This is a genomic window from Streptomyces sp. NBC_00271, assembly GCF_036178845.1.
GTDB lineage: Bacteria > Actinomycetota > Actinomycetes > Streptomycetales > Streptomycetaceae > Streptomyces.
This window is the reverse complement of the sequence record NZ_CP108070.1, coordinates 2,131,584-2,156,928: the sequence shown is the minus strand read 5'-3', so window position 1 is coordinate 2,156,928 and position 25,345 is coordinate 2,131,584. Positions and strand designations below refer to the sequence as shown.

Sequence of the window (25,345 nt, the reverse complement as noted above, 5' to 3'; positions counted from 1 at the left end):
GCACGTCCACGGGGCGAGGCTCAGGGCAGCTCCGGCAGGTCCTCGGGGTAGAGCAGCGTGAGGTCGTCCGTGCTCGGCTCGTCGAGCTGGGCGACCCGCCCCGCGTGCCGCTCGACCATCGCCTCGAAGGTCTGCCGCGCGGTACGGCCGTTGCCGAACGCCGGGCCCTTGGGGATGGCCGTGAAGTACTTCAGCAGCGCCTCGGGCGCGCCGGGCGCCAGGCTGTACTCGTGCTCCTCGGCCTGCTGCTCCACGATCCGCAGCAGCTCCTCGGGGACGTAGTCGCTGAAGGTGATGGTCCGTGAGAAGCGGGACGCCACACCGGGGTTGACGGAGAGGAAGCGCTCCATCTCGGCCGTGTAGCCCGCGACGATCACGACGACCGCGTCCCGGTGGTCCTCCATCAGCTTCACGAGCGTGTCGATGGCCTCGCGGCCGAAGTCGCGGCCCGAGTCCTCCGGCGACAGCGCGTACGCCTCGTCGATGAACAGGACACCGCCGCGCGCCCGGTCGAACGCCTCCTGGGTGCGGATCGCCGTGGAGCCGATGTGCTCGCCCACCAGGTCGACGCGGGACACCTCGACCAGGTGCCCCTTCTCCAGGACACCGAGCGAGGCCAGGATCTCGCCGTACAGCCGGGCGACCGTCGTCTTGCCGGTGCCGGGGGAGCCGGTGAAGACCAGGTGGCGGCGGGCGGAGGCGGCCTTGAGACCCGCCAACTGTCTGCGGCGGCCCACCTCGATCATGTCGGTGAGGGCGCGCACCTCGCGCTTGACGCTGTCCAGGCCCACCAGCCCGTCGAGTTCGCCGAGGACGACCTTCGAGGTACGGGCCGGCTGCGCGGGCTCGAGCTCCGAGGCGGTGACGAGCGGCTCCTGCTCGGTGCTGCGCTGGCCCGGGATCGCGCCGAGCAGGCCCGAGGACGGGTTGGACGTCTGTACGGCCGTCTCGTGCGCCGGGGGGCGCACTCCGGCGCTCTCGTCGCTCGTGCAGTCCTCGACGATCGGGCCGCCGCCCGGTGTGTTGCCGCCGTCGGCGAACTCGTAACCCCCACGTGCGCAGCGCTCCGTACGGCACTTCTTCAGCGTCGCCCGGCAGCCGTCGATGACATGGAAGCCGTAGCCCCCGCTGCCTGTCACCCGGCAGTTGTGGAAGCTGCCGCGGCCACCCGCCGACACGTAGAAACCGGCCTCCGCGGGGGAGTCGACCGTGCAGCGCTCGAGGGTGGGGTCGGCGCCCTTGGTGACGATCACGCCGGTCTGGGTGCCGTCCACGGTGCAGCCGGACAGGGTGCCGCCGCTTCCGTGGTCACGGAACCAGGCGCCCGTCGCGGCGTCGCGGATACGGCAGTCGTCGAGCTGCGCCGTCGCGCCGTCGCTCACCGAGACGGCGGTGTTGCGCACTTGGGAGAGGTCGCTGTCGACGACGTCCACGCGTGAACCGCGGTCGAGGACGAACAGGGCGTCGGGCACGTCGTGCACCCGGCAGGACTCGAGCACCGCGGTCGCGCCGTCGCTGACCCACACCGCGGGGTAGTCGCCCGTGCTGTCGAAGATCTCGCACTGGTTGGCGTCCACGCGCGTGCCCGGGTCCCAGACCGACAGGCCGTTGCGTCCGAACTGCCGGACGGTGGTGCGGGTCAGGGTGAGGACCGAGCGGGAACGCAGGTCCACCGCGTTCTCCGGGATGTCGTGGATGCGGCAGTCGGCGAGCGTGAGCACGGCGTCCGTGTCCAGGGTGACGCCGTCCGACGTCGTGCGGTGCACATCGCAGTCGGTGAGATGGGCCGCGGCGCGCGCGGTGATCTGCACACCGGAGCCCTTGACCTCGTACACCTCGCAACCGACCGCCTCGAGCGAGGAGTTCTCGCCGGTCACCGACAGGCCCGCGCCGGAGGCGTGGTGCACCCGGCAGCGCTCCAGACGGGGATGCGCGCCGCCGCGGACCGCGATGCCGGACTGTCCGGCCGCGACGACCTCGCATTCCTCGAACACGCCACCGCCGCCGTCGAGTACGGCGATGCCGACGCCCGCCGGATTGTCGACCGTGCAGCGCCGCACGGTCGGACGGGCGCCGCCGCGCACCTCGATGCCGGCCGCGGAGCGCGTGACGATCCGCATGTCGAGGAGCTCCGGGGTGCCCTCCTCGACGAGCAGCGCGGGCGCCGCCGAGTCCTGGCCCTCCACGTACAGGTCCTGGACCACGGCCGAGGCGCGCACGGTCAGCGGCACTCCGTCCACCGGCGCGATGCGCACGGAGCCGGGGGAGCCCTCCGGGCCGCGCAGCGTCACCGCGCGCTGGACCACGAGATTCTCCCGGTAGGTGCCGGGTGCGACGGTGAGCACGTCCCCGTCGGCCGCGGCCTCCAGGGCGGCGGCCAGCGATGCGTACTCTCCTGTGCGGCGCCGCCACCGCGAGGTGCCGGTGTGCGTCACCTGGACCGTGCCCTGTGCCATGGCGCTGTAGTGCCCCCACCTCGTCGTACGCGGGTCCTGCGAGGCCGTGCTGAAATCCCGTCGCGATCAAGAACAGCTTCTCACGACGGTGCCGAACGATTCGGTCGGTCCACCGTAGCGTGCGCGGGCACGGTGGGTTGACCGGAGCCGGAAGGCGGTCAGCTGCCGGTGCCCGTCCTGCCCCAGTCCGGGCCCGCCCTGTCCCATGCCTGATCCCAACGGGCGTACCGGCGAAGGACCATGCGCCACACGATCAGACGTCTGCCGCTGTCGAGGAGCCCCGCGGTGAGCAGGGCCGCGCCGATGCCCGCCAGCACGGCGTGCGTCGTCGCGGTGGCCGGATCCAGCGGGCGGGCGACTATGTCACCGTGCTCGTCGGTCCAGAGCGTGAAGTGGTCGCCCTTGTGCGGTGACTTGAGGGCGGCTATCACCTTGCCGTGATGCGCCGTGCCGTCCGGAGCGGTCCAGTCGGCGAGCACACGGCTGTGCGGATCCTGCGCCGACGAGGCCTCGGGATCGGGGTCCAGCGGGGCCCGGGCCGCCTTGCCGACCACGGTGGCCGTCACTTCGTGGCGGGCCAGGTGCTGGTCCCGAACGGCCTGTTGGAGGGCGTCCTCGGCCGTCGCTCCGGTGAGGGCGCCGAGCAGGGGCGCGAGGGTGAGGATCAGCAGGACGGCCAGCAGGGCCAGCCATGCCTCGACCAGATCGGTCGTGCGGCGCAGCGGATTGTGCCGCCAACGCCAGAGTCCGCCGATAGCTCGCACCGTCCCGCACCCCCTTTCGCCTCCGTGATAACCCCCGGCGGAGCCGTTCATAGGCGAGCCCCGGGAAAGAGAGAGCGAAATCACCCTTCCCACGGGTCTTTCATGAACTTCTCACACAGTCTCAACGACCGTGCCCGGGGCCCGGGTTCCCGCGGGCGGGTCATTCGAGGACCGTGACCGGATCGCCGATCCGCACCGTGCCCCGGGACTCCGGCACCAGGTTCTGTCCGAAGACGAGCTGGGAGCCGAAGCGGCGGTGGCGTCCGAGTGTGCGCAGCGGCTCCTTGCCGCGCTGGGCGGTGTCCTGGTCGGTGGTGGTCACGGCGCAGCGGCCGCACATCTTGGGCACCCGGAAGGAGACCTCGCCGATGGCGATCCGCCGCCAGCCGTCCTCGGCCCATGCCGTCGTGCCCGCCACCACCACGTTCGGCCGGAATCGGTTCATCGGGAGGGGGCCCTCGTCGGCGCGGTCGCCCTGCGCGATCAAGGAGTTGAGCGCGTCCAGCGAGGCGAGCGTGGTGACCAGCAGGGGATAGCCGTCGGCGAAGCTGACGGTCTCGCCCGGACGCGCGTAGTCCGGGTCGACCGGCCTGCGCGTGGCGGGGTCGTCCATGTGCAGGAGACGGACCTGGGTCCCCAGATAGTCACTGCACCAGGCGTGCGCGTCCGCGTCGGCGAGGACCGCCTCCACCTTGCTGCCGAAGAGATCCAGCGGCGTCGTGCCGACCGGCCGGGGCACGTGGACGGTCAGCGGCTCACGGCCGGGCGCGGACAGGCGAATGCCGCCGCCGGGCAGCAGCTCGGCGGCGGCCAGTGCCAGCCGTGGTTGCTGACGCTGGGTGACGACCTTTCCCCCGTCGTCGATCAGTACCCAACGTCGGTCTCCGGCCAGCCCCCAGGGCTCCACGACGGCCTCCCTGGGCGAGAGAGCCCGGAAGGCCTTGACCGGATGGACATGGATCGAGTGCAGCTCCGCATTCCCCATGACTCCATCGTGCCAGCGGGCACCGACATTCCGGTCCGAATGCCGCGGTGCCCGCCTACCTCAGCCCCTCAGTACCCGCGGTACTGCTGGTTGTTGTACGGGTCCTGGTACGGAGCCGGGGCGGGGCGGGGAGCCGCGGGGCGCATGGCCTCGTAGCCGGTGCCGGCCGCCATCGGGCGCTGCGGCTGCTGCTGGGGTCCCGGGTAGCCGCGCGGGGCGCCGGCCTGCTGCGGGATGTACGGAGCCGGGGCCTGCTGCAGCGGTGCGGGCTGTTGGGCCTGCGGGTAGCCGCCGTACATGGGGGCCTGCTGCGAGGGTCCCGCGGGCAGGGCGGGAAGTGCCGAGGGGAGCGCGGGAAGGTAGCTGCTGCCCGTGTCGTAGGCGGCGGGAACCCGGATCGGGGCGATCTGGGGAGTGCCCCGCTCGGCGACCAGGGAGTCGTAGATCGGGGTGTCCGGGAAGGACGGCGCGGAGTAGTAACCGCCGCCATAGGTGGAGCGGGGGGAGGTCATGGCACATAAGTTAAGCCCACGATGTGCTGGTTGGGGAGACCGATAAGAGGGTTGTTTTCCGTGTCGGCAGTGACGCGGGATCCCCAATGCGAGCGAACTCGGCAAAAAAGGGCGCCAAATCGGGTTCAGATCGCGTAAAGGCCGAGTTCCGAGGGGGTTACCGGTGGTTGGCCAGCAGTGTTCGAGGCCCCTCGTTCGATCTTCCGGGGCACCGCACAGGAGTTCTCCGCCTTGGGGGAATAGGTTGGTTGGGAAAGGGCCCGAGGGACGGCCCGAGGCGCGGCCTGGCGCGGTGACACGTGATGGGGGCGGACATGACAATGCCTAAAGGTTCGAATGTTCCTGTGCCGACGCGTGGGTTGCGCGTCGAAATGGGGTGGCGTTCGGGGCCCGGGGTCCCCGACGCGGATGCTTCCGCGCTGTTGCTGGTCTCCGGAAAGGTCCGCTCCGACGGCGACTTCGTGTTCTACAACCAGCCGGCACACCCCTCCGGCGCTGTGCGGCACGAGGGCAAGCGGGGCGACGGCGGTCAGGTGACCGACACCCTGTTCGTCGACCTCGCGCGCGTGGAGGGCGCCATCGAGACCGTGGTGCTGGCCGCCTCCGCGGACGGCGGCACCTTCGGGCAGGTGCCCGGTCTGTACATCCGCGTGCTCGACGCGGGGCAGGGCACGGAGATCGCGCGCTTCGACAGCAAGGACGCGACCGTCGAGACCGCCTTCGTGCTCGGCGAGTTCTACCGGCGCCAGGGTGCCTGGAAGTTCCGCGCGGTCGGGCAGGGGTACGGCAGCGGACTGGAAGGGCTGGCGAAGGACTACGGAATCACGGTGGACGAGCCGCAGCACGCGGCATCGCCCCCGTCTCAGCCCGCGCCGACCGCCACCGCGCCGGTCGTCCCCGCACCGCCTGCGCCCGCACCGCCCGGCCCCACACCCCCCGCCGCCATGCCGCCCGCGCCCGGTACACGTGTGGCCGGTCCGCCGCCGGTCGGGCCACCGGTGAACATGCCCCCGCCCGTCGCACCGCCCGTCACCGCACCGCCGGTCACCGTCTCGCCCCCCGCCATGGCTCCGCCGCCCGCCCGGCCCGCGGCCCCGGTCCGCCTCTCCAAGGTCACGCTCACCAAGGAGGCGCCCTCGGTCTCGCTGACCAAGCAGGGCGGCACGTCCGGCGCCATGCGGGTCAACCTCAACTGGCAGGTGCGCAAGCAGTTCTCGGGGTGGGGCAGCAAGCGGGGCCGGGCCGTCGCGGCGCACAGGGACCTCGACCTCGACCTCTGCGCCCTGTACGAGCTGTCCGACGGCCGCAAGGGAGTCGTCCAGGCGCTCGGCAACGCCTTCGGGGCGCTGCACCAGCCGCCGTACATCCACCTCGACGGCGACGACCGCACCGGTGCCGTGGCGAGCGGCGAGAACCTCACCGTCAACCTCGACCACAAGCAGAGTTTCCGGCGCATCCTCATCTTCGTCACCATCTATGAAGGGGCGCGTTCGTTCGCCGACCTGCATGCCACGGTCACCCTGCAACCGCTGAACGGCGCCCCCGTCGACTTTTCGCTCGACGAGTGCACGGTGCCCTCGACGGTCTGCGCCCTCGCCCTCATCACCAACAACGGCGGCGACCTGATCGTCCAGCGTGAAGCCCGCTACCTCGTCCCCGAGCGCGGCGTGAGCCCGCAGCGCACGGTGGACCGCGTCTACGGGTGGGGCATGAACTGGACCCCCGGCAGGAAGTGACCCACAGGAAGCGACCCAGCGAAAGTGGCTCGCAGGAAATGACCCACAGGAAGTGCCCGGTCAGCGCTCGTCGAGCGCGGTGTCCGGGCGCGCGTAGGTGCGGCCCTTCCAGGCCGCGCCGCGCCCCCTGTAGTGCTGCACCGCGGAATCGACCGTCATGAGGAGGTACAGGAACGCGGTCACCGGCAGCGACGCGGCGAGCCACACGGGCTGCCGGTAGTAGCGCAGCATCGGCAGATACGTCGCCGTCATCAGCAGCCACGCGAGCCCGCCGGCCGCCGCGATCCCCGTATGCCCGGAGAAGAGACCCGTGAAGAGGGCGACCGGCGGCACCAGGTACACCACGGCGAGGCCGAGGACCGTACCGAGGAGCAGCAGCGGGTTGTGCCGCAGCTGGGCGTACGCGCTGCGCGAGACCATGCGCCACAGGTCGTGCAGCCGGGGATAGGGACGCACGCTGTCGACCCGCTCGGCCAGCCCCAGCCAGATGTGACCCCCGCTCCCCTTGACCGCCCTCGCGAGCGACACGTCGTCGATGACGGCGTGCCGGATGGCGTCCGGAATCCGCGCCCGCTCGGCGGCGTCCGCGCGCAGCAGTACGCAGCCGCCCGCCGCGGCCGCCGTCCGTGAGTCCTTCACCGCGATCCACCGGAAGGGATAGAGCTGTGCGAAGAAGTAGACGAAGGCGGGGACGACGAGCCGCTCCCACACGCTCTCCACCCGCAGCCGGGCCATCTGCGAGACCAGGTCGAAGCCGCCGGTGCGCGCCGCGGCGACCAGCGTCCGCAGGCTGTCCGGCGCGTGCGCGATGTCCGCGTCCGTCAGCAGCAGGTATTCGGGGCCACGCGCGCGTGCCAGGCCGATGCCATGACGCACGGCCCAGAGCTTGCCGGTCCAGCCCGCGGGCGGCTCCCCGGGCGAGTCGACGGTGAGCGGCAGCCCGCCGTGCGTGCGGGCGAGCTCACGGGCCAGCTCCCCGGTGCCGTCCGAGCTGCCGTCGTCGACGAGGAAGATCTCGGCGCGCCCCGGATAGTCCTGGGCGAGCAGCGAGGGCAGGCTCTCGGGCAGCACGGCGGCCTCGTCGCGCGCCGGTACGACGACGCAGACGGACGGCCAGTCGTCCGGTTCCCGACGCGGCGGCAGCCGCAGATCCGTACGCCAGAAGAAGCCCTGCCCGAGCAGCAGCCACAGCCAGGCGGCCAGTGATCCCACGGCGGTCCACGCGACGGCACTCACTCGTCGCAGTCTGCCCCACCCCGGGGGTCCGTCGGGGCGGATCGTCTATGGTGACCGGGTGAAGATCGCGCTCATGGACTCCGGAATCGGACTGCTAGCTGCTGCCGCCGCGGTACGTCGACTGCGGCCGGACGCCGATCTCGTGCTCTCCTCGGACCCCGGCAGCATGCCCTGGGGACCGCGTACGCCTGAGGACGTGACCGCCCGCGCCCTCGCCGTCGCCGAGGCCGCCGCGCAGTACCGTCCCGACGCCCTGATCGTCGCCTGCAACACCGCCTCCGTGCGAGCCCTGTCGGCGCTGCGCGCCCGTCTGGAGCCGGAGGTGCCCGTGATCGGCACGGTCCCGGCGATCAAGCCGGCCGCGGCCGGTGGGGGACCCGTCGCGATCTGGGCCACGCCCTCCACCACCGGGAGCCCCTATCAGCGCGGGCTCATCGGCGAGTTCGCCGCGGGGGTGCCCGTGACCGAAGTGGCCTGCCCCGGGCTCGCCGACGCCGTGGAGCACGGTGACCAGGAGGGCATCGACGCCGCGATCGCAGCGGCGGCCGAGCGCACCCCCCGCGATGTAAGGGCCGTCGTCCTGGGCTGCACCCATTACGAGCTGGTCGCCGAACGCATCCGTACGGCCGTGCAGCAGCCCGGCCTCCCACCGCTCGCGCTGCATGGCTCCGCCGGGGCGGTCGCCGCGCAGGCACTGCGCAGGATCGGCGAGCTCCCGGACCCGGCGGCCCCCGCCGAGGGCTCCCTCACCGTGCTCCTCAGCGGCAGCGAGGGCGGCCTGTCGGCGACCGCGCTGGCGTACGAGGAAGGCCGCCTTCTTCAGGCGGTAAGCCCCGCCCACTGACTGGTGCCGCCGAGCGGCGACCGTCCGTCACCACGGCCGCCGGGCGGAGGCCTGCGAACGGCGACCGTCCGTCACCGCCCGAACGCCCCGCGTGCGCCGCGCGCCCACCCGGAGCAGTGACCCTTCGCGACCCGGTGCCCGCGGTGCGGAACCTGAGTAGTCTCTTAAACATGAGGGACCACCTCCGCCGCGAAAACTTCTCGCACCCCGAAGTCTGGACCGGGAGTGCGACCAATCGCGTCCAGTGGCTGCCCGCCATAGGCGGGGCCGCCTGTATCGCGCTGGGTGTCGAACTGGCCGTCGACTCGACGTGGACGTCGGGTGTCGCGGCACTGGCCATGTCCGTCGTCGGGTGCATCGCGGCGGGACTGCTCATCATGTTCGGCACGCTCGCCTTCGTGCATGTCGCCGTGAAGGTCGACAAGGACTGCCTCGAAGTCCGGTGCGGCCACATCGGTCTGCCCCGCCGACGTATTCCGCTCTCGAGTGTCGTCGGCGCCGACTTCGCCCCCCGGGTCACCCCGCGGCAGTGGGGCGGCTGGGGCTATCGCTGGCGTCCCGACAAGGGCACCGCGGTCATCGTCCGGCGCGGCGAGGGCGTGGTGCTGCAGCTCGGCGACGGACACACGTTCACCATCACGGTGGACAACGCGGAGGCGATGGTCCGGATCATCCGGGACCGGCTGCGGCCGGCCACGCCCGGCGCGGTCATCTGAGCGGCGCGGAGATCACGGCTCCAGCCGGTTCCTCGGGGTTTGGTCTCCCGTGTTCAGGACGCTCTCCAGGTCCTCGTCGGCCAGGGGTCGTGCCGTCGCGAGCCCCGCGAGCAGCCCCGCACCCGCCGTCACCGTGGTGAAGCTCAGCGCGTTGCCCAGCGAGGCGATCACGGCCAGCGCCGTGAGGGCCGCGCCCGCCGTCAGCGCGATCGTCGTGGACCGCGGCGAACGCCACAGTGAATGGAGGACCCAGCAGAAGACCGCGGCGAGCAGCGCGACGCCGACCAGACCCTGTTCGGCCGCCTGCTGCCAGGGTGCCGAGTGGGGCTTGCCGTCGGGCGGCAGCGACTGCGCGACCGTCGGACTGAGTTCCCCGTACCGCCCGGGCCCCACGCCGAGGGCGGGATGGTGTCCGGCCAGGTGGAGCGCGTCGCGCCAGAGCAGGACCCGGTGCTCGGTGAGCTGCCCCTCCAGGGAAGCGGTCAGACCGTCCGGAAGCACGTTCTCCGCGACCGCCCAGGTCGCGCCCGTCACCAGCGCCGCGGCGAGCGCGAGACCCCCGAGTCCGAGGGCGCGGCGGCGCATGCGGTCGGCGGCGAGCGAGCACAGCAGCACCCCGGCGCCGGCGGCGCATCCCGTGGTCGAGCCGAGCACCGCCGCGCTCACCACGATCCCGACGGCGAGCAGACGCAGCGCGAGCCGCTGCGCAGGGCTGCGTGCCGCCCAGGCCGCGCAGCACGCCGCACCGGTGGACAGGGCGAGCAGTGCGGCCGTGGCGCCGCCGTGCCCGAGTGGCGTCGTGAGCTGCGGGCCCGGGGTGGTGTGCGCGGCGGTGAGCGCGAGGCCCAGTCCGGCGAGGGCCCCGGCACACGGCGCCGCGACCGGCAGGAGAGCGCCGAGGATCCGGCCCGAGGCATACCCGGCTGCCACGGCGAGCACGGCCAGGAGCACGCCCTCGGGCCGCCCGTCGTGCGCGGTCGCCGTGATCAGGGCCCACACCGCGCAGGCCCCGAGCACGATCACACCCATGGCGTCCGAAACGTTTCGTCTCTCGCCTTCGGCCGCCGAACCGGCCGCAGACCTCATCCCCGTGGACCCCACCCCGTCGCCCCCCGACCTGTGCCGGGCCCCGACCGCCACGGCCGCATCCGGCCGCACGTCAGAGGCTCGGGCACACCGTAACGGCTGATGCGCCGGTTTGTGGATGAGTTGCGCAGGAACGGTGCGTCAGGCGGGCACGCGACGGTCCGCGGAGCGGACGGACGACCCCCGGGCGCCGGGAGGTTCAGGGTGCGGACCGTGCTGTCGGCGCCCAGGTCACGCGCCGTACACTCCCCGGGTGACCGCCACCGCAACTTCCGTAGACGAGCCGGATCAGCTCGAACCCCAGGCCGCGCCCGCATCGCGCGGGGCCAGACTGGCTCGGCGATACGCTCCGGCCGCCGCCGCGGCGCTCTCCGGAGTGCTGCTCTACGTCAGTTTCCCGCCGCGCACCGTCTCGTGGCTGGCCCTGCCGGCCTTCGCGGTCTTCGGTTGGCTTCTGCGCGGTCGCTCCTGGAAGGCGGGCCTCGGGCTCGGCTATCTGTTCGGCCTCGGCTTCCTGCTGCCGCTGCTCGTGTGGACCGGTGTCGAGGTCGGCCCCGGCCCGTGGGTGGCACTCGTCGCAGTGGAAGCGGTGTACGTGGCGCTCGTCGGCGCGGGCATCACCCTTGTCTCCCGGCTGCCCGGCTGGCCGCTGTGGGCGGCGGCGGTCTGGATCGCGGGCGAGGCGGCACGCGCGCGTGCGCCGTTCGGCGGCTTCCCCTGGGGCAAAGTCGCTTTCGGCCAGGCGGACGGCATCTTCCTTCCGCTGGCCGCGGTGGGCGGCACCCCGGTGCTCGGCTTCGCGGTCGTGCTCTGCGGTTTCGGGCTGTACGAGGTCGTACGCCAGGTCGTCGAGGGCCGGCGCACCGGTGTCGTACGCCGAGGGGCCGCCGCGGCGGCGCTGCTGAGCGTTGCCGTCCCCGTGGTCGGGGCGCTCGCGGCGCGGTCGCTGGTGAGCGACAAGGCCGAGAACGGCACGGCGACCGTCGCCGTCATCCAGGGCAATGTGCCGCGCGCGGGTCTCGACTTCAATGCCCAGCGGCGCGCGGTGCTCGACTACCACGCCCGGGAGACCGAGCGGCTGGCCGCCGAGGTGAAGGCGGGCAAGGTCGCCCGGCCCGACTTCGTGCTGTGGCCGGAGAACTCCTCCGACGTCGACCCCTTCACCAACGCCGACGCCCGCCTCGTGATCGACAACGCCGCCAAGGCCATCGGCGCGCCCATCTCGGTCGGTGGCGTCGTGGAGCGCGACGGCAAGCTCTACAACGAGCAGATCCTGTGGGACCCGGTCAAGGGCCCCCTCGACACGTACGACAAGCGACAGGTCCAGCCCTTCGGCGAGTACCTTCCGCTGCGTTCACTGCTCGGCGCGATCAACAAGAACTGGACCTCGATGGTCCGCCAGGACTTCAGCCGGGGCCACAAGCCGGGCGTGTTCACCATGGACGGCTCCAGGGTCGGGCTGGTCACCTGCTACGAGGCCGCCTTCGACTGGGCCGTGCGCAGCACCGTGACCGACGGCGCGCAGCTGATCTCGGTGCCGAGCAACAACGCGACCTTCGACCGCAGCGAGATGACCTATCAGCAGCTCGCCATGTCCCGCGTCCGCGCCGTCGAGCACAGCCGTACCGTCACGGTGCCGGTGACCAGCGGCGTCAGCGCCGTGATCATGCCGGACGGGAGGATCACCCAGCGGACCGGGATGTTCGTGGCGGACTCGCTGGTCCAGAAGGTGCCGCTGCGCTCCTCCGAGACCCCCGCCACGCGGCTCGGCATCCTGCCGGAGATGCTGCTGGTGGCGGTCGCGGTGGGCGGTCTCGGCTGGGCGGGTACGACGGTGGTCCGCGGGCGCCGCAACGGCGCCGTTCCTGGCGATCTCGCCTGACCCCGGCCGGATGACGGAATCCGGCCGTTAGGGTCGCTCCATGGCTACTCCTGACTTCATCCGCACCATCCGGGCCTCGGCCGGCCACCAGCTGCTCTGGCTCCCCGGAGTCACCGCCATCGTCTTCGACGACGAGGGCAGAGTGCTGCTGGGCCGGCGCACCGACACCCGGAAGTGGTCGATCATCGGCGGCATTCCGGACCCGGGCGAGCAGCCCGCGGCCTGCGCCGTGCGGGAGGTGTTCGAGGAGACCAACGTGCGCTGCGTCGTCGAGCGCGTGGTGCTGGTCCAGGCCCTGGAGCGGGTCACCTACGAGAACGGCGACACCTGCCAGTACATGGACACCACGTTCCGGTGCCGGGCCGTCGGCGGTGAGGCGAGGGTCAACGACGACGAGTCGTTGGACGTCGGCTGGTTCGCGGTCGACGCGTTGCCCGAGCTGAACGAGTTCGCGATGTTCCGGATCAAGCAGGCCCTGTCGGACGCGCCCACGTGGTTCGACCCCGCGACCTGAGGGCGGGGGGACCGGGGGCCGGACGGCTCACAGCCGGACGACGACGAGCGCGATGTCGTCGTCGGGGCCGCGCCGAGGTGCGGGGACGAGATCGGCCAGCACGGCGTCGGCGAGGAGTTCGGGGCCGAGCAGGTGATGGCGTTCGACGCTGTGGGCGAGGCGGTCCAGACCGGCGTAGATGTCCTCGCCCCGCCGCTCGATCAGACCGTCGGTGTAGAGGACGAGGGTGCTCCCGGGACCGTAGCCCACCGTCGACTCGCAGCGGGGAAGGGAGTCGTCGCCCGCTCCCAGGGGCGGGTCGGTGGCTGAGTCCAGCACCTCGACGGAGCCGTCGCCGTGGGCCAGCAGAGGCGGCGGATGCCCGGCGCGACTGTAGGTGACGGTGAGGGCGGTGCGGTCGATGACGACCTGGACGGCGGTCGTCGCGAGCGCGCCGTCGACGGTGTAGGCGTGCGCCGCGAGGGTGGTGAGGGCGGTGGCGGGCCGCCCGGTGGCGCGGATCGCCGCGCTCAGGGCGCTGCGCAGCTGGCCCATGGTCCCGGCCGCCTCCAGACCGTGCCCCACCACGTCACCGACCGCCACGGCCAGCCGTCGCGCGTCGAGGTCGATCAGGTCGTACCAGTCGCCGCACACGTTGAGGAAGCTGGTCGCGGGCCGGTAGCGCACGGCCACCCCGGGTCGGTCCGGCAGCGTCGTACTCGGCAGCATGGCGCGCTGCAGGGTGACGGCGACCTCGTGCGCGCGGGCGTGGGCCTTGCGCAACTCCTCGTTGAGTTCCTCCAGTTCCAGGGAGCGGTTCAGCAGATCGGCGGTCATCGCGTCCTCGACGGTGAGGGGCACCTCCGGAGCGGCGCCGAGCGCCCGCCGGGCGCGTATCAGCGCGGTGACCTCCTCGACGCGGTGGACGATGAGTGACACCCGGCCGTCGGCGTCGAGGAGAGGGATGTTGACGGTGCTCCAGTAGCGCTCCTCGAACACGCCGGGCCGTTCGGGCAGGTCCACGGAGTACTTCTGCAGGGCCATGCTGTCCGGCCCGCCGGTGGCCACCACCCGCTCCAGCGAGGCGCGCAGCGCCTGAGCACCACTGGCCCGGGGGTCGGTGGGGTTGTCGGGAAACACGTCGAAGACGCACCGGCCGACCAACTCCGCGAGGCTCCGTCCGGAGACCCTCTCGTAGGCCCGATTGGCGTCGACCGCCACCATGTCGGGCGTGAGCAGCAGCACGGGACTGGGCAGGGCCCGGAAGACCTCCGCGTAGTCGATGCCGATGCCCCGGCCGCCTCTTTCGGCCGGCGCATCACTGTCACTCATGTCCCATGTCTACTCCGCCCCCTGGTCCGATGCGACACGGTGACCGTTTCCCGCCCGCCCGAGCGCACGGCTCGTGGCCGGGTTCTCTTGCCAGGCGATGTTCGCAAGGATGATGGAGGATGGATCACAGCGCCCCCAACAGGGCCGTGCTCACCAAAGAACAACGAGGTGAGGACATGAACTGTTACGACTGCCCCGGCACCCCCGGTCCCGCGGTCGCCGTATGCATCCGCTGCGGCGCAGCGCTCTGTCGCACACATGTGCACGAAAGTCACCCGCCGACCCAGGACATCACCGGAACCGGCCGGGCCACCCACGAGAAGCCGGCCCGCCACATCACGTGCGGAGCCTGCCGCGCGGCGGAAACGAGCTGACTCCGGCAGCGCACCGGCCGCGCCCCACGGTGTGAGCCGCGGCGTCCGTCCCCCGACCTGAACGTCACCTGAACAGCCACCGCCCCCAGGCATCCCGGTGGGCCGTTCCGCCCTCTCCCTGAGCGAACGGCGAGTACACCGGGAAGGTACGTCCACGGTCAGCACCACCGCAGCGATCACCGCGTCGGCCCGGCGGACGTGCGGGCGGCTGCGCCACGTCGTCCTCGGCGGTGTGGTGACCGTCCCGGGTCGGACCAACGCCGACTGGGTGCGCACCCCGTTCTGCCGCCGCACTCCCTTGACGCGGTGCCTCCGTCAGTCGCGGCCGGTGCCCCGGTAGAGGTCCAGCTCGCCCTCCAGCTCGACGGCGAGGACGGTGGCGTACTCGTCGAGGTCGGCCGCGGCGGGCGCGTCGATCCAGGTGACGCCCGGGACGGCGTCGAGGCCGCCGGTGACGTGGTGGCCCAGTTGGGTGCCGGTGCCCAGGACCGTGACGCGCTTGACCTCGTTGCGCAGGCCGCGCAGCGAGACGTTGTCACGGGGTGCGTCGAAGCAGATCAGGTACAGCGTGCGCCGGTCGGCGGAGAGGGTGCTGGGACCGTAGTGGTGCCCGGCGGGCAGCCCGGCGACCGTCCCGTACACCGCGTCCGTGTGCCGTCCGATCCAGGCGCCGAGCCCCTCCAGGCGTTCGATCTGCTCCTCGGGGATGGTCCCGTCCTCGCGGGGCCCGGCGCCGAGCAGCAGATTGCCGCCCATGCCGATCGTCTCGGTGAAGTAGCGCACCAGCTGGCGCACCGACTTGAAGTCGCGGTCCTGCGGCCGGTAGCTCCACGAGTCGTTGATCGTCAGACACAGCTCCCACGGGCCCTGAGGGGCCTGCAGCGGGGTGCCCTGCTCGGGGGTGGCGTAGTCGCCGTGGCTGAGCATCCGCGCGTTGAGGACGGCGTCGGGGTTGCCCGCGAGGATCAGCTCGGCGAGCTCGTCCATCCGCCACTGCTCCTCGGTGCGCTCCCACTCGCCGTCGAACCAGAGCAGGTCGGGGCGGAAACGGTCCATCAACTCGCCGACCTGGCCGTCGCGGTAGGCGAGGTAGCGCTCCCAGGCGGCCGGGTCCTCCTTGCCGGGCTCGGCGTGCGAGTAGGGACTCGGCGATTCACCCGGCCTCACGTGCCGGATGCTGGGGTAGTCGGGGTGGTTCCAGTCGGAGTGCGAGTAGTAGAGCCCGACCTTCAGCCCCCGCTCGCGCAGCGCGTCGACGAAATCCGTGACCAGGTCCCGGCCGGCCGGGGTGTTCCGGACGACGTCGAGACTGCGGTGGCCGGTGTCCCAGAGGGCGATGCCGTCGTGGTGCTTGGTGGTGAGGACCGCGTACCGGGCGCCGATGCGGGCGAACAGCGCGGCCCAGGCGTCCGGATCGTACTTCGACGCGGTGAAGCCTTCGAGCTGTTTCATGTACTGCTCGTGGGTCATCTCACCCGTGTAGAACGACCAGGACTCGGCCGCTCCGCCCACGGCGTAGACACCGTAGTGGATGAAGACGCCCAGCTTGGCGTCGGGAAACCAGGGTTGCATCGGCATGAGGCCACGCTAGGCGGCGGGGCCCGCGGGGCGCGTGGGCTCCGGTCACCATCACTGGTTCGTTTTCACCATGGCCATCGCCTCGAAGCCCTGGCCGACGAGTGAGAAAAGCGCTCTCCTCGCGCCCCCGGGCGGGCCGGCCGACACTTCAACCGGTGTACAGATCCTCGTACTTGGCGTTATCCGGTGGTACACCGTGGCGGATCTGCGTGTTCAATCACTGGTATCGCCGCACGTACGGACAGTCCCGCCTGTCAGGAGGCCCCGTGATCGCCGTTCCCGAACCGGAACTCACCGAACGCGAAGTGATCGAGCGGGCCGTGGCGATGCGGCCCGCGCTGCTCGAACGGCAGCCGGAGACCGAGCGGCTGACGATCTACCCCAAGGACACCCACGAGGAGTTCCTGCGCGCCGGTTTCTACCGGATGCTGCAGCCGCGCAGGTACGGCGGGTACGCCTTCGGCCTGCCGACCTTCTACCGCGTCGTGACCGAGGTCGCGCGCGGTTGTCCCTCCACCGGCTGGGCCCTGTCTCTCACCGCCGCCCATGTCCTCCAGGTCGCCTCGGTCTTCGAGGAGAAGACACAGGACGAACTCTTCGGCGACGAGGGCGACTTCCGGGCCGCCTCCACCGCGACCCCCGTCGGGGTGGCGCGGCCCGACGGCGACGGCCATGTGATCCTCGACGGCACCTGGTCCTATTCCTCCGGCTCCCCTTACTCCACCCACTACGTCGGTCAGACCCTGCGCGCCCCCGAGAAGCCGGAGGACCCACCGGGGCCGCTCGTGCTGTTCGTGGCGCCGCGCTCCGCCTGGACCCTGCTCGACGACTGGCAGGACGTCCTCGGCCTGCGCGGCAGCGGTTCCCACAGCATCCGCTTCGACGAGGCCCGCATCCCCGCCCACTTCACCCGGGAGGCGAGCCTGCTCGACCTGCCCGTCGAGGGTGGCTCCCTCGGCTCGAAGCTGCACGGCCATCCCATGTACGCGGGGCGCGCGGCGAGCTTCTTCCACGGCGAGCTGGCCGCCCTCATGATCGGCACCGCGTACGCGGCCGCCGACGAGTACGCGCGGATCATCGCCGCACGCCCGCTCGTCCTGGACCCCGGCCGCACCCGCGCCGACCTCCACGACTACCAGCGCAACCTGGGGGAGGCGCTGGCCGCGATCCGTACGGCGGACGCGGCGCTGCGGGCCACCGCCGACGACTGGATGGAGGCCTGCTGCGACAACGTGTCGGGCCGGGCTCCCTTCACGACCGCCGTCGACAACCGGCTCGCGCTCGTCTTCGTCACCGCCGGGCGCCTGGCCTGGGACGCGCTCCAGGGCATCCTCTTCCGCACGGCGGGCTCCCGGCACGCCCGCGACGGCGCGCGGATGCAGCGCTACTTCCGGGACGCCGCCACGATCTGGTCGCACCTCGGCCCCACGATGGCCGAACCGCTGGCCCGCCGTGTCGGCCGCGACCGCCTCGGCCTGCCGTCGGACGACATCCCGCTGATCTCCTGATGCCCTGGTCTCTCGGTCTCTCGATCTCGTGAGCGCCGGCGGGCAGGAGCGGGGAATGCCCCGGCCGCGAGTGGGTACGCGCGACAGGAGCCGCGCCCGGGGCGAGTCCCGCCCCGGGCGGCCTGTCCGTCACTACCTGGGATCTGCCAATGGACACACCCTCGAACAACCATCACTACCTGCCGACGGCCACGACACCGGCCCAGGAGGCACTGAAGGCACTCACGGAGAACACCGAGAACCCGCTGGCGCTGGACACCCTGGCCGACAGCGAGGTGCTGGTCCCCGTGCCGGACGACGCGAGCGAGGAGGACGTGCGCGACCCCGCCGCCGTGGCGCTGCCCGTGCTGGAGCAGCCGGGCGGGGAGCAGGTGGTGCCGGTGTTCACCTCGGAGCCGGCGATGGCCGAACTGCTCCCGTTCGTCTCCCGCTACCGTCTGGTTCCGCTGGGCGCGCTCGCCTCCCAATGGCCGACCGGTGATCTGTCGCTCACCATCGACCCGAGTTCACCGAACGGCCTGACCCTCACCTCCGAGGGCGTTCGTACCCTGTTGGTCCGGCCGCGGGCCTGACCGTTCGACGTGCGGGCCGCGGGCCCCGTTCGCGCCGTAGGAGATCCGTTGCGCTGAAGACGTCCGCGTCGGACGTGAGAATGACCGCATGAAATGGATCTCGGGCGTGGCCGGCGGCCTGCTCCTGCTGCTGGTGTTCGCCAGCATCCTGCGCACCCTCGTCGTGCCCCGGGGGCTGTACTCCTCGATGGTGATCCGCTGGTGGCGCTCCCTGCGCTTCCTGCTGCGCCTCGCCGCCCCCGGCGGCAGCTACCGCGCCATCGACCGCGCACAGACCTGGCTCGCCCCGCTCATGCTGATGGGCACGCTCGTGAGCTGGCTCGGCGGCGCCCTGGTCGGCTTCGGGCTGCTGCTGCACGCCATCTCCTCGCTGACCTGGACCCAATCGGTCCGGGAGGCGGGCTCCAGCCTGTTCACGCTCGGCTTCGCCAGCGGCGACCGACTGCACCTGTCCGTGGTGGACTTCATCGCGGCTGTCACCGGACCGGTCGTGATCGCCCTCCAGATCGCCTACCTGCCCACCCTGTACGCCGCCTACAACCGCCGCGAGCTGGAGGTGACCCTGCTCCAGTCGCGCGCGGGCGAACCCGCCTGGGGACCGGAGATCCTCGCCCGGCAGTGGCTGGTCGACACCGAGACCGCGCTGCCCGAGCTGTACCGCTCCTGGGAACGGCTCGCCTCCGACATCGGCGAGAGCCACTCCACGTACCCCGTCCTGCTCGCGTTCCGCTCACCGCGGCCCTACCGCAGCTGGATCGTCGCCCTCGTCGCCGTCATGGACGCGGCCGCCATGCAGCTCGCCCTCACCCCGAGCAGCGCCCCGCCCGAGGCCCGCCTGACGCTGCGCGCCGGATTCACCGCACTGCGCGACATCGCCCGCTCCCTGCGTTTCCCGTACGACACCGACCCCGCGCCCGAGACCCCGATCCAGCTCACCTACCTGGAGTTCGACGCGGCCGTCGCGATGCTGGAGGCGGCCGGTTTCCCCGCCGAGCGGACGGCCGAACAGGCGTGGCCGCACTTCCAGGGCTGGCGGGTCAACTACGAGACGATCGCCTTCGAGTTGTGCCGCCGCGGCGACGCGGTCCCGGCGCTGTGGACCGGGCCGCGGGACTTCCCCTGGACACCGATCCCGCCCGCGCGCCCCGCGGACCGGCGCCCCGGCGAAGATCGTCCCGAACTGCCCCCGGCCGCCGCGTAGTTCTGGCCGCCGAGTGGGGAAGATCCCCGGGTACGGTTTCGATGCGCAGGGATGGGAGTCCCCTTGAAAGTCGTCCTGCTGGGTACGGCCGCCGGTGGCGGCTTCCCACAGTGGAACTGCGCGTGCGCGCTCTGCGCGGCCGCCCGCGACGGAAAACTGCCCGCGCGGACCCAGGAGTCCGTCGCCCTGAGCGGCAACTCCCGCGACTGGTGGCTGCTCAACGCCTCGCCCGACATCCGTACGCAGCTGACCACCACCCCCGCGCTCGCACCCGGACCTGGGCCACGGGACACACCCGTACGGGGCGTGCTCCTGACCGACGCGGAGGCCGACCATGTCGCCGGGCTGACCGTGCTGCGCGGCGGCGCCGGGCTCAAGGTCTATGCCGCACCGCCCGTCCTCGCCACCCTGGCCCCCCTACGTGACCTGCTCGACCGCTACGCCCCCTGGGAGTGGGCGGACAGCCTGACCGAGGGCGGGTTCGTACTGTCCGGCGGTCTGGTCGTCACCGCGCACCCTGTCGGTCCCAAGGCCCCGAAGTACGTCGCCGGCCCCGCCCCGGACGACCGCTGGGTGACCGCGTACCGGATCGAGGACCTGGCAGGCGGCGGAGTGCTCCTGTACGCGCCCTGTCTGGGCGCCTGGACCCCGGAACTGGACGACCTGCTCGCCTCGGCGGACTGCGCACTGCTCGACGGCACGTTCTACGCGCGCGACGAGATGGGCACGGCCGTGCGCTCGCGGGGCGGGCGGCAGGCCGCGATGGGGCACCTTCCGGTGGTGGGCGCGCGCGGCAGCCTCGCCGCCCTCGCCCGCCATCGCGGCCCCCGACGGATCTACACGCACCTCAACAACACGAACCCGCTGCTCGACCCGGACTCGGACGCCCGCGCGCGGGTGAGCGCGGCGGGGGTCGAAGTGCTGCCGGACGGGACGGAGTTCGTGGTGTAGAGGCTACGCGTTCAGCATGCGGGCCAGCACGGCGCGTTGCAGGGGGAGTACCTCGGTGTGCAGGTCGCGTCCCTTGCGGGTGAGCGCGACCCACACACCGCGTCGGTCCTCCAGACAGACGGTGCGTTCCACCAGGCCGTCCTTCTCCAGCCGCCCGATCAGGCGGGACAGGGCGCTCTGGCTCAGATGGACACGGTCGGCGATGTTCTGCACCCGGCAGTGCTCGCCCTCGTGCGCGAGCTCGCTCGAGACGAGGATGTCCAGCACCTCGAAGTCGCTGGCGCCCAGACCGTGCGGGTGCAGCGCGCGGTCGATCTCGCACATCGTGCGCGCGTGCACCGACAGGATGTCCCGCCACCGGTCCTCGAGCCGGGCCTCGCTCGCCGTGTTCACTGCCATATGTGCACGGTAACAGAGGTCCGAGGTTTTATTGAGTGTGCAACTAGTGCGGTTGCATCGACCAGGTGCACCGCCCGACGGGCCCTAGTCGGCGGAGACGTCCTGGAGGAGCCCGACGAGGTTCCCGTCCGTGTCCTTGACCGAGGCGATCAGCCTGCCGCCGCCCACGTCCTGGACGTCCTGGAGCGTCTCGGCCCCGGCTTCCAGCAGGGCCGCCAGCGTCGCCCGGATGTCGTCGACGTGCCAGTACGGGACCGGTCCGGTCATCCCCTTGGCGTGACCGTTGGGGTCGAGGCCGACGTCCTGCCCGGAGTCCTTGAATCCGACGTAGTACGCGGTGTCCGCGTAGGGCTCCGTACCGAGCAACGCGCCGAACAGGGCCTTCGCCCGTGCGAGGTCCTTGACGGGGTAGATGATGGTCTTCAGCCCTGCGGTCATGGTGACTCCTCCGTGGTGTGTTCCGGTGCTTTCACGGTAGGGCGGGGGAGGGCCGGGAGGCTTCTCGAATCCTGCCCGGTCCCGGCCCCTCGGAGTCGAGGACGCGGCTCAGGTCGAGTCGCGTCGTACCAGCTCCGTCGGCAGGATCACCGCCGCCGGCTCCTCGCCCCCTATCTGTGCGAGCAGCACGCGGACCATCTCGGTGCTGATGCGGTCGTACGGCTGCCGGATGGTGGTGAGGGCGGGGGTCGCCGAGATCGCGGCGGTGGAGTCGTCGAAGCCGCCGACCGACACGTCCTCCGGGACCCGGCGGCCCGCCTTGTGCAGAGCGGTCAGTGCGCCTTGTGCCATCAGGTCGGAGGCGACGAAGACGGCGTCCATGTCCGGGGCACGCTCGAGGAGCTGCTCGGCGCCCGCCTCACCACTGGCCCGGCTGTAGTCGCCGGAGGTGATCAGCCGGTCGTCGGCCTCGATGCCCGCCTCGGCGAGCACCTCCCGGTAGCCCGCGAGCCGCTCGACACCGCCCGGGGTGTCGAGCGGACCCGTGACCATCCCGATGCGGCGACGGCCCAGGGAGACCAGGTGCTTGACCATGTCCCGGGCGCCGTCGCGGTCGTCGGCGGCGACGTAACTCACCTTGGAGCCGAGCCCTATGGGCTTGCCGCAGGCGACCAACGGCACGCCCGCCTCACGCAGCTGCTCGGCGACCGGATCGCCGGAGTGGCTGGAGACCAGCAGTACTCCGTCGACGTGGCCCGCGGTGATGTACCGCGTGATGCGCCGCCGCTCGTCCTCGGTGCCGGCGAGCATGAGCAGGAGGGGAATGTCGTGCGCGGCGAGTGCTTGTGTGCAGCCGCGCAGCAGGACGTTGAAGTTCGGGTCCTCGAAGAACCGCTCCTGCGGTTCGGTGAGCAGGAAGCCGATGGAGTCGGAGCGGCCGGTGATCAGCGAGCGGGCGTGCCGGTTCACGACGTAGCCCGTCCTGCGGATGGCGGCGTTGACCGCCTCCTGTGCCGCCGGGCTCACGTAGTGCCCGCCGTTGAGTACCCGCGACACCGTGCCCCGGGACACGCCCGCCTCCCGCGCGACGTCATGGATCGTCGGCGGTCTGCGCCGGCCCCCCGCGTTGGTCATGGTCACGACTTTACGGCTCCCGAGAGCAGATCGAGGCTCCAGAACCGCTGGATGACCAGGAAGAGGGCGATGAGCGGAACGATCGCGAGCAGCGCACCGGTGATCACCAGCGTGTACAGCGCCGGGGTGTTGGAGCCCTGTTCGAGGAGCGTGAACAGACCCAGCGTGATCGGGAACTTCTCGTCGTCGCTGAGCATGATGTACGGCAGCAGGAAGTTGTTCCACACGGCGACGAACTGGAAGAGGAACACCGTCACCAGTCCGGGCACCATCATCGGCAGCGCGATCCGGGTGAAGATCCGCCACTCGCTCGCCCCGTCCATCCGCCCGGCCTCGACCACGTCACCGGGCACGGCCGCGGAGGAGTAGATCCGGGCGAGGTAGACGCCGTACGGGGAGAGGATGAGGGGGAGCAGCACGGACGCGTACGAGTCCGTGAGGTCCGCCTTGGCCAGCAGCAGGTACTGCGGGATCGCCAGGATCACCGGCGGCATGAGCACGCCCGCCATCAGGACGCCGAAGACGGTTTCGCGGCCGCGGAAGCGGTAGATCGCGAGGGCGTAGCCGCTGAGCGCCGAGACGGCCGTCGACAGGAGGGCGCCGAGGCCCGCGTAGAGGGCGGAGTTGCCCATCCACTTCCAGTAGATCCCGTCGCGGTAGGCGTTGAGGTCCTTGACGTTCTGCGTGAAGCCGGAGCCCGGCAGGAACGTGAAGGTCGAGAACAGCTCACGGCCCGATTTGGTGGCCGCGATCAGCACCCACGCGACGGGCAGCAGGCAGTAGAGCGCGCCGAGCAGCAGCGTCAGGGTGGGCACGAAGGCGATACGGCGGCGCAGGGGCGGGCCCTGGGCGGTGCCGGGGGTGGTACCCGCGGCCGGTGCGGCCTTGCGTACGGCAAGAGAACTCATCGTGCTTCCTCCTGCTTGTTACGGGAGTTCGCGGCCCGCAGGAAGCCGAAGGACAGGAGCAGGGTGACGACGGCGATGATCGCCGCCTCCGCGGCGGCCGAGTAGATGTCGCCCTTGCGGAAGGCGTCCTGGTACACCTTCATCAGCGGACTCCAGGTCGTGGAGACGGAGTTGGTGAGGGGTTTGAGGGTGGTCGGCTCGCTGAACACCTGGAGCGTCGCGATGATCGAGAAGAAGAAGGTGAGCACCAGCGAGGGCGCCACCATCGGGATCTTGATCCTCAGCGCGATCTGCAGGGGCGTGGCGCCGTCCAGCTTCGCCGCCTCGTACACCTCGGCCGGGATGGCCTGCAACGAGGTGTAGATGACGATCATGTTGAAGCCGGTGCCGCCCCAGACCGCGATGTTGGACAGGGCGAGATACAGCGGGCCGCCGTCCAGCAGGTTCGGCTGCGGCATGCCCAACTTGTCGAGCACGAAGTAGAAGGGGCTGACGTCGGGGAGGTACAGGAAGCCCCACAGCAGCGCGGCGACGACGCCGGGAATGGCGTACGGCAGGAAGATCGCGAGCCGGGTGAAGGGGGCCAGACGCACCTTGTCCGTGTCGAGCATCAGCGCGAACAGCAGCGCGAGGCCCAGCATCACCGGGATCACGATGGCCCCGTAGCCCACCACGCGCACCGCGCCGCTCAGCAGCTCGGAGTCGGAGAGGGCGTCCTTGTAGTTGTCCAGCCCCGCCCATACTTCCTTGCGGGCGCCCGAGCCCAGGCCAAGGCCCTTGACCTGCACCTTGTGCAGGCTCAGCCAGAGCGCGTAGCCGATGGGCAGCGCGAAGAAGAGGGCGAAGAGGATCGTCGCGGGGAGGAGGAAAGCGTACGGGGCCCCCTTGACCCCGTACGACTTCCGACGTGCCGTCGTCACTGAGCGACCCCGAAGCCCTGCTTCTTGAGGTCGGCCACCGTGGCGTCCTGCATCTTCTTCAGGGCGGCACCGAAGTCCGACTTGTCCTTGGCGGCGGCGCCGAAGGCGTCGTTGAAGGTCGTGTAGGCGACGTTCACGTTCGGGCCCCAGGCGGAGGGCGCGGTGGTCTTGGCGATCTCCGCGGCCTTGGGGTAGAAGTCCGCCTGGTTGGAGAAGAACGCCGGCGGCTGGGAGAAGGCGTCACTGGTCTGCGCGGTGGTGGCGGCCGGGTAGATGCCACCCTCCTTCGCCAGCGCGGCCACCGCCTGAGGGTCCGTGTTCAGCCAGGTGGCGAACTTCGCGGCGGCCGCCTTGTGCTGCGAGTCCGTGGTGACGGCCGTCGAGGAGCCGCCCCAGCTGCCGGTGACGTCCGTGCTGCCGTCCCACTGCGGCAGCGGGGCCATCGCCCACTTGCCCTTGGTGTCGGGGGCCGCGGTGGTGAGGGTGCCCGGCGCCCAGACCGCGCTGACCCAGGCGATCTGCTTGCCGGTGTTCAGCGCCTTGTTCCAGGAGGGCGTGTACATCGGCTGGTTGTCGATCGCGCCCTCCTTGACGAGGCCGCCCCAGAAGTCGGCGACCTTCCGCGTCGCCGCGTCGTCGATGCCGACCTTCCACTTGTCGCCCGAGGAGGTCCACCACTTGGCGCCCGCCTGCTGGGCGAGACCCGCGAAGAGGCCGGAGTCGTTGGCGGAGAAGGTGGTCAGATCCTTGTCCGGGGCCTTCTTCTTCAGCGCGCGGGCGGTCTCGGCGAACTGCTCCCAGGTCGTGGGAACCGTCAGGCCGTACTTCTTGAAGAGGTCCTGGCGGTAGTAGAACATCATCGGGCCGATGTCCTGCGGGATCGCGTACACGGCGTCCGAGCCCAGAGTCGTCTGCTGCCAGACACCGTCGGCGAACTTGCTCTTCGCGTCCTTCGACTCGCCCGCTATGTCGGCGAGCGCGTCATTGCTGACCAGGGTCGGCAGCGCCTGGTACTCGGCCTGGACCAGGTCCGGGGCCTTCTTCGCCTTGTGCGCGGTGAGGATCTTGGTGACCAGCGTGTCGCCCGACGCCTGCTTCTTCACCGTGACCGTGATCTTCTGCTGCTTGCCCGGCCCCTTGTTCCAGAGGTCGGCCACCTTGTCCATGCCCGGAGTCCAGGACCAGTACGTCAGGGACGCCGGACCCGATTCGGACGAGCTCTTGTCGTCCGACGAGCCGCAGGCGGCGAGTGCGGTGCCGCCGAGCGTGACGGCGATGGAGGTGGCCACGAGGCGACGCAGCTTCGTGTTTGGCATGGAT

Annotated in this window: 24 protein-coding genes; 10 read left to right on the top strand and 14 right to left on the bottom strand. The window is 71.4% G+C overall.

The window, feature by feature from the left end; genetic code table 11:
* Positions 1-20 precede the first annotated feature (20 nt).
* From OG798_RS10350 to OG798_RS10335, 4 genes are all read right to left on the bottom strand, one after another.
* Entirely contained in the window at positions 21-2,456 is a 2,436-nt protein-coding gene (locus tag OG798_RS10350; protein ID WP_328756851.1) for a right-handed parallel beta-helix repeat-containing protein, read from the bottom strand.
* Positions 2,457-2,614: 158 nt separating this feature from the next.
* Complete coding sequence (locus OG798_RS10345; RefSeq protein WP_267061024.1) at positions 2,615-3,220, bottom strand: Rv1733c family protein; 606 nt, start codon at positions 3,218-3,220, stop codon at positions 2,615-2,617.
* Positions 3,221-3,380: 160 nt separating this feature from the next.
* The gene (locus OG798_RS10340) at positions 3,381-4,205 is read right to left on the bottom strand and encodes an MOSC domain-containing protein (RefSeq protein WP_328756850.1); all 825 of its coding nucleotides are present in this window, start codon (positions 4,203-4,205) and stop codon (positions 3,381-3,383) included.
* Positions 4,206-4,273: 68 nt separating this feature from the next.
* Positions 4,274-4,717, bottom strand: coding sequence for a DUF6643 family protein (locus tag OG798_RS10335; RefSeq protein WP_075025618.1), 444 nt, complete (start codon positions 4,715-4,717; stop codon positions 4,274-4,276).
* 302 nt (positions 4,718-5,019) lie between these two features.
* Here OG798_RS10335 and OG798_RS10330 point away from each other — a divergent pair, with 302 nt between their 5' ends.
* Positions 5,020-6,453: a TerD family protein gene (locus tag OG798_RS10330; protein WP_328756849.1), complete on the top strand. Its 1,434-nt coding sequence runs from the start codon at positions 5,020-5,022 to the stop codon at positions 6,451-6,453.
* Positions 6,454-6,513: 60 nt separating this feature from the next.
* On the opposite strand, the gene OG798_RS10325 is transcribed toward OG798_RS10330, so the two are convergent.
* Positions 6,514-7,689: a glycosyltransferase gene (locus OG798_RS10325; protein WP_121416990.1), complete on the bottom strand. Its 1,176-nt coding sequence runs from the start codon at positions 7,687-7,689 to the stop codon at positions 6,514-6,516.
* Positions 7,690-7,747: 58 nt separating this feature from the next.
* On the opposite strand from OG798_RS10325, the gene OG798_RS10320 reads away from it, so the two are divergent.
* Complete coding sequence (locus tag OG798_RS10320; protein WP_121416991.1) at positions 7,748-8,533, top strand: glutamate racemase; 786 nt, start codon at positions 7,748-7,750, stop codon at positions 8,531-8,533.
* A 170-nt stretch (positions 8,534-8,703) separates the two neighbouring features.
* Positions 8,704-9,249: a hypothetical protein gene (locus OG798_RS10315; RefSeq protein ID WP_095856242.1), complete on the top strand. Its 546-nt coding sequence runs from the start codon at positions 8,704-8,706 to the stop codon at positions 9,247-9,249.
* A gap of 12 nt (positions 9,250-9,261) precedes the next feature.
* Here the strand turns inward: OG798_RS10315 and OG798_RS10310 are convergent, their stop codons facing one another.
* Positions 9,262-10,278 carry an O-antigen ligase family protein gene (locus tag OG798_RS10310; protein ID WP_328756848.1) on the bottom strand — a complete coding sequence of 339 codons (1,017 nt, stop codon included), beginning with the start codon at positions 10,276-10,278 and terminating at the stop codon, positions 9,262-9,264.
* Between the two features lie 310 nt (positions 10,279-10,588).
* Here OG798_RS10310 and lnt point away from each other — a divergent pair, with 310 nt between their 5' ends.
* Positions 10,589-12,217: an apolipoprotein N-acyltransferase gene (gene lnt, locus OG798_RS10305; protein ID WP_121416993.1), complete on the top strand. Its 1,629-nt coding sequence runs from the start codon at positions 10,589-10,591 to the stop codon at positions 12,215-12,217.
* Between the two features lie 40 nt (positions 12,218-12,257).
* Positions 12,258-12,731, top strand: a complete 474-nt coding sequence (locus tag OG798_RS10300; protein ID WP_121416994.1) for an NUDIX hydrolase — start codon at positions 12,258-12,260, stop codon at positions 12,729-12,731.
* Positions 12,732-12,758: 27 nt separating this feature from the next.
* Here OG798_RS10300 and OG798_RS10295 read toward each other — a convergent pair whose 3' ends face one another.
* Entirely contained in the window at positions 12,759-14,042 is a 1,284-nt protein-coding gene (locus OG798_RS10295; protein WP_267061019.1) for a PP2C family protein-serine/threonine phosphatase, read from the bottom strand.
* Positions 14,043-14,161: 119 nt separating this feature from the next.
* Between OG798_RS10295 and OG798_RS56525 the strand changes: the two genes are divergently transcribed.
* Positions 14,162-14,416 carry a DUF2180 family protein gene (locus tag OG798_RS56525; RefSeq protein ID WP_095856247.1) on the top strand — a complete coding sequence of 85 codons (255 nt, stop codon included), beginning with the start codon at positions 14,162-14,164 and terminating at the stop codon, positions 14,414-14,416.
* Between the two features lie 315 nt (positions 14,417-14,731).
* Here the strand turns inward: OG798_RS56525 and OG798_RS10290 are convergent, their stop codons facing one another.
* The gene (locus tag OG798_RS10290; protein WP_328756846.1) at positions 14,732-15,994 is read right to left on the bottom strand and encodes an alpha-L-fucosidase; all 1,263 of its coding nucleotides are present in this window, start codon (positions 15,992-15,994) and stop codon (positions 14,732-14,734) included.
* Between the two features lie 266 nt (positions 15,995-16,260).
* Here OG798_RS10290 and OG798_RS10285 point away from each other — a divergent pair, with 266 nt between their 5' ends.
* The 4 genes from OG798_RS10285 to pqqB all read left to right on the top strand — a co-directional run bounded on the left by OG798_RS10285 (position 16,261) and on the right by pqqB (position 20,226).
* Entirely contained in the window at positions 16,261-17,502 is a 1,242-nt protein-coding gene (locus OG798_RS10285) for an acyl-CoA dehydrogenase family protein (protein ID WP_328756845.1), read from the top strand.
* Positions 17,503-17,651: 149 nt separating this feature from the next.
* Positions 17,652-18,074: an SseB family protein gene (locus OG798_RS10280; protein ID WP_095856251.1), complete on the top strand. Its 423-nt coding sequence runs from the start codon at positions 17,652-17,654 to the stop codon at positions 18,072-18,074.
* Between the two features lie 88 nt (positions 18,075-18,162).
* The gene (locus OG798_RS10275; protein WP_095856252.1) at positions 18,163-19,275 is read left to right on the top strand and encodes a hypothetical protein; all 1,113 of its coding nucleotides are present in this window, start codon (positions 18,163-18,165) and stop codon (positions 19,273-19,275) included.
* Between the two features lie 63 nt (positions 19,276-19,338).
* A complete protein-coding gene (pqqB, locus tag OG798_RS10270) occupies positions 19,339-20,226 on the top strand; it encodes a pyrroloquinoline quinone biosynthesis protein PqqB (RefSeq protein ID WP_095856253.1) in 888 nt (295 codons plus the stop codon).
* A 3-nt stretch (positions 20,227-20,229) separates the two neighbouring features.
* On the opposite strand, the gene OG798_RS10265 is transcribed toward pqqB, so the two are convergent.
* From OG798_RS10265 to OG798_RS10240, 6 genes are all read right to left on the bottom strand, one after another.
* Entirely contained in the window at positions 20,230-20,625 is a 396-nt protein-coding gene (locus OG798_RS10265; protein ID WP_121417000.1) for a MarR family winged helix-turn-helix transcriptional regulator, read from the bottom strand.
* Between the two features lie 84 nt (positions 20,626-20,709).
* Positions 20,710-21,063: a VOC family protein gene (locus tag OG798_RS10260; protein ID WP_067373204.1), complete on the bottom strand. Its 354-nt coding sequence runs from the start codon at positions 21,061-21,063 to the stop codon at positions 20,710-20,712.
* 108 nt (positions 21,064-21,171) lie between these two features.
* Entirely contained in the window at positions 21,172-22,203 is a 1,032-nt protein-coding gene (locus tag OG798_RS10255) for a LacI family DNA-binding transcriptional regulator (RefSeq protein WP_095856255.1), read from the bottom strand.
* Positions 22,200-23,105 carry a carbohydrate ABC transporter permease gene (locus OG798_RS10250; protein WP_097226657.1) on the bottom strand — a complete coding sequence of 302 codons (906 nt, stop codon included), beginning with the start codon at positions 23,103-23,105 and terminating at the stop codon, positions 22,200-22,202. The genes OG798_RS10255 and OG798_RS10250 overlap by 4 nt, the downstream gene beginning before the upstream one ends.
* Entirely contained in the window at positions 23,102-24,025 is a 924-nt protein-coding gene (locus tag OG798_RS10245; RefSeq protein ID WP_095856257.1) for a carbohydrate ABC transporter permease, read from the bottom strand. The genes OG798_RS10250 and OG798_RS10245 overlap by 4 nt, the downstream gene beginning before the upstream one ends.
* Positions 24,022-25,341 carry an extracellular solute-binding protein gene (locus OG798_RS10240; RefSeq protein WP_095856258.1) on the bottom strand — a complete coding sequence of 440 codons (1,320 nt, stop codon included), beginning with the start codon at positions 25,339-25,341 and terminating at the stop codon, positions 24,022-24,024. The genes OG798_RS10245 and OG798_RS10240 overlap by 4 nt, the downstream gene beginning before the upstream one ends.
* Positions 25,342-25,345: the final 4 nt, after the last annotated feature.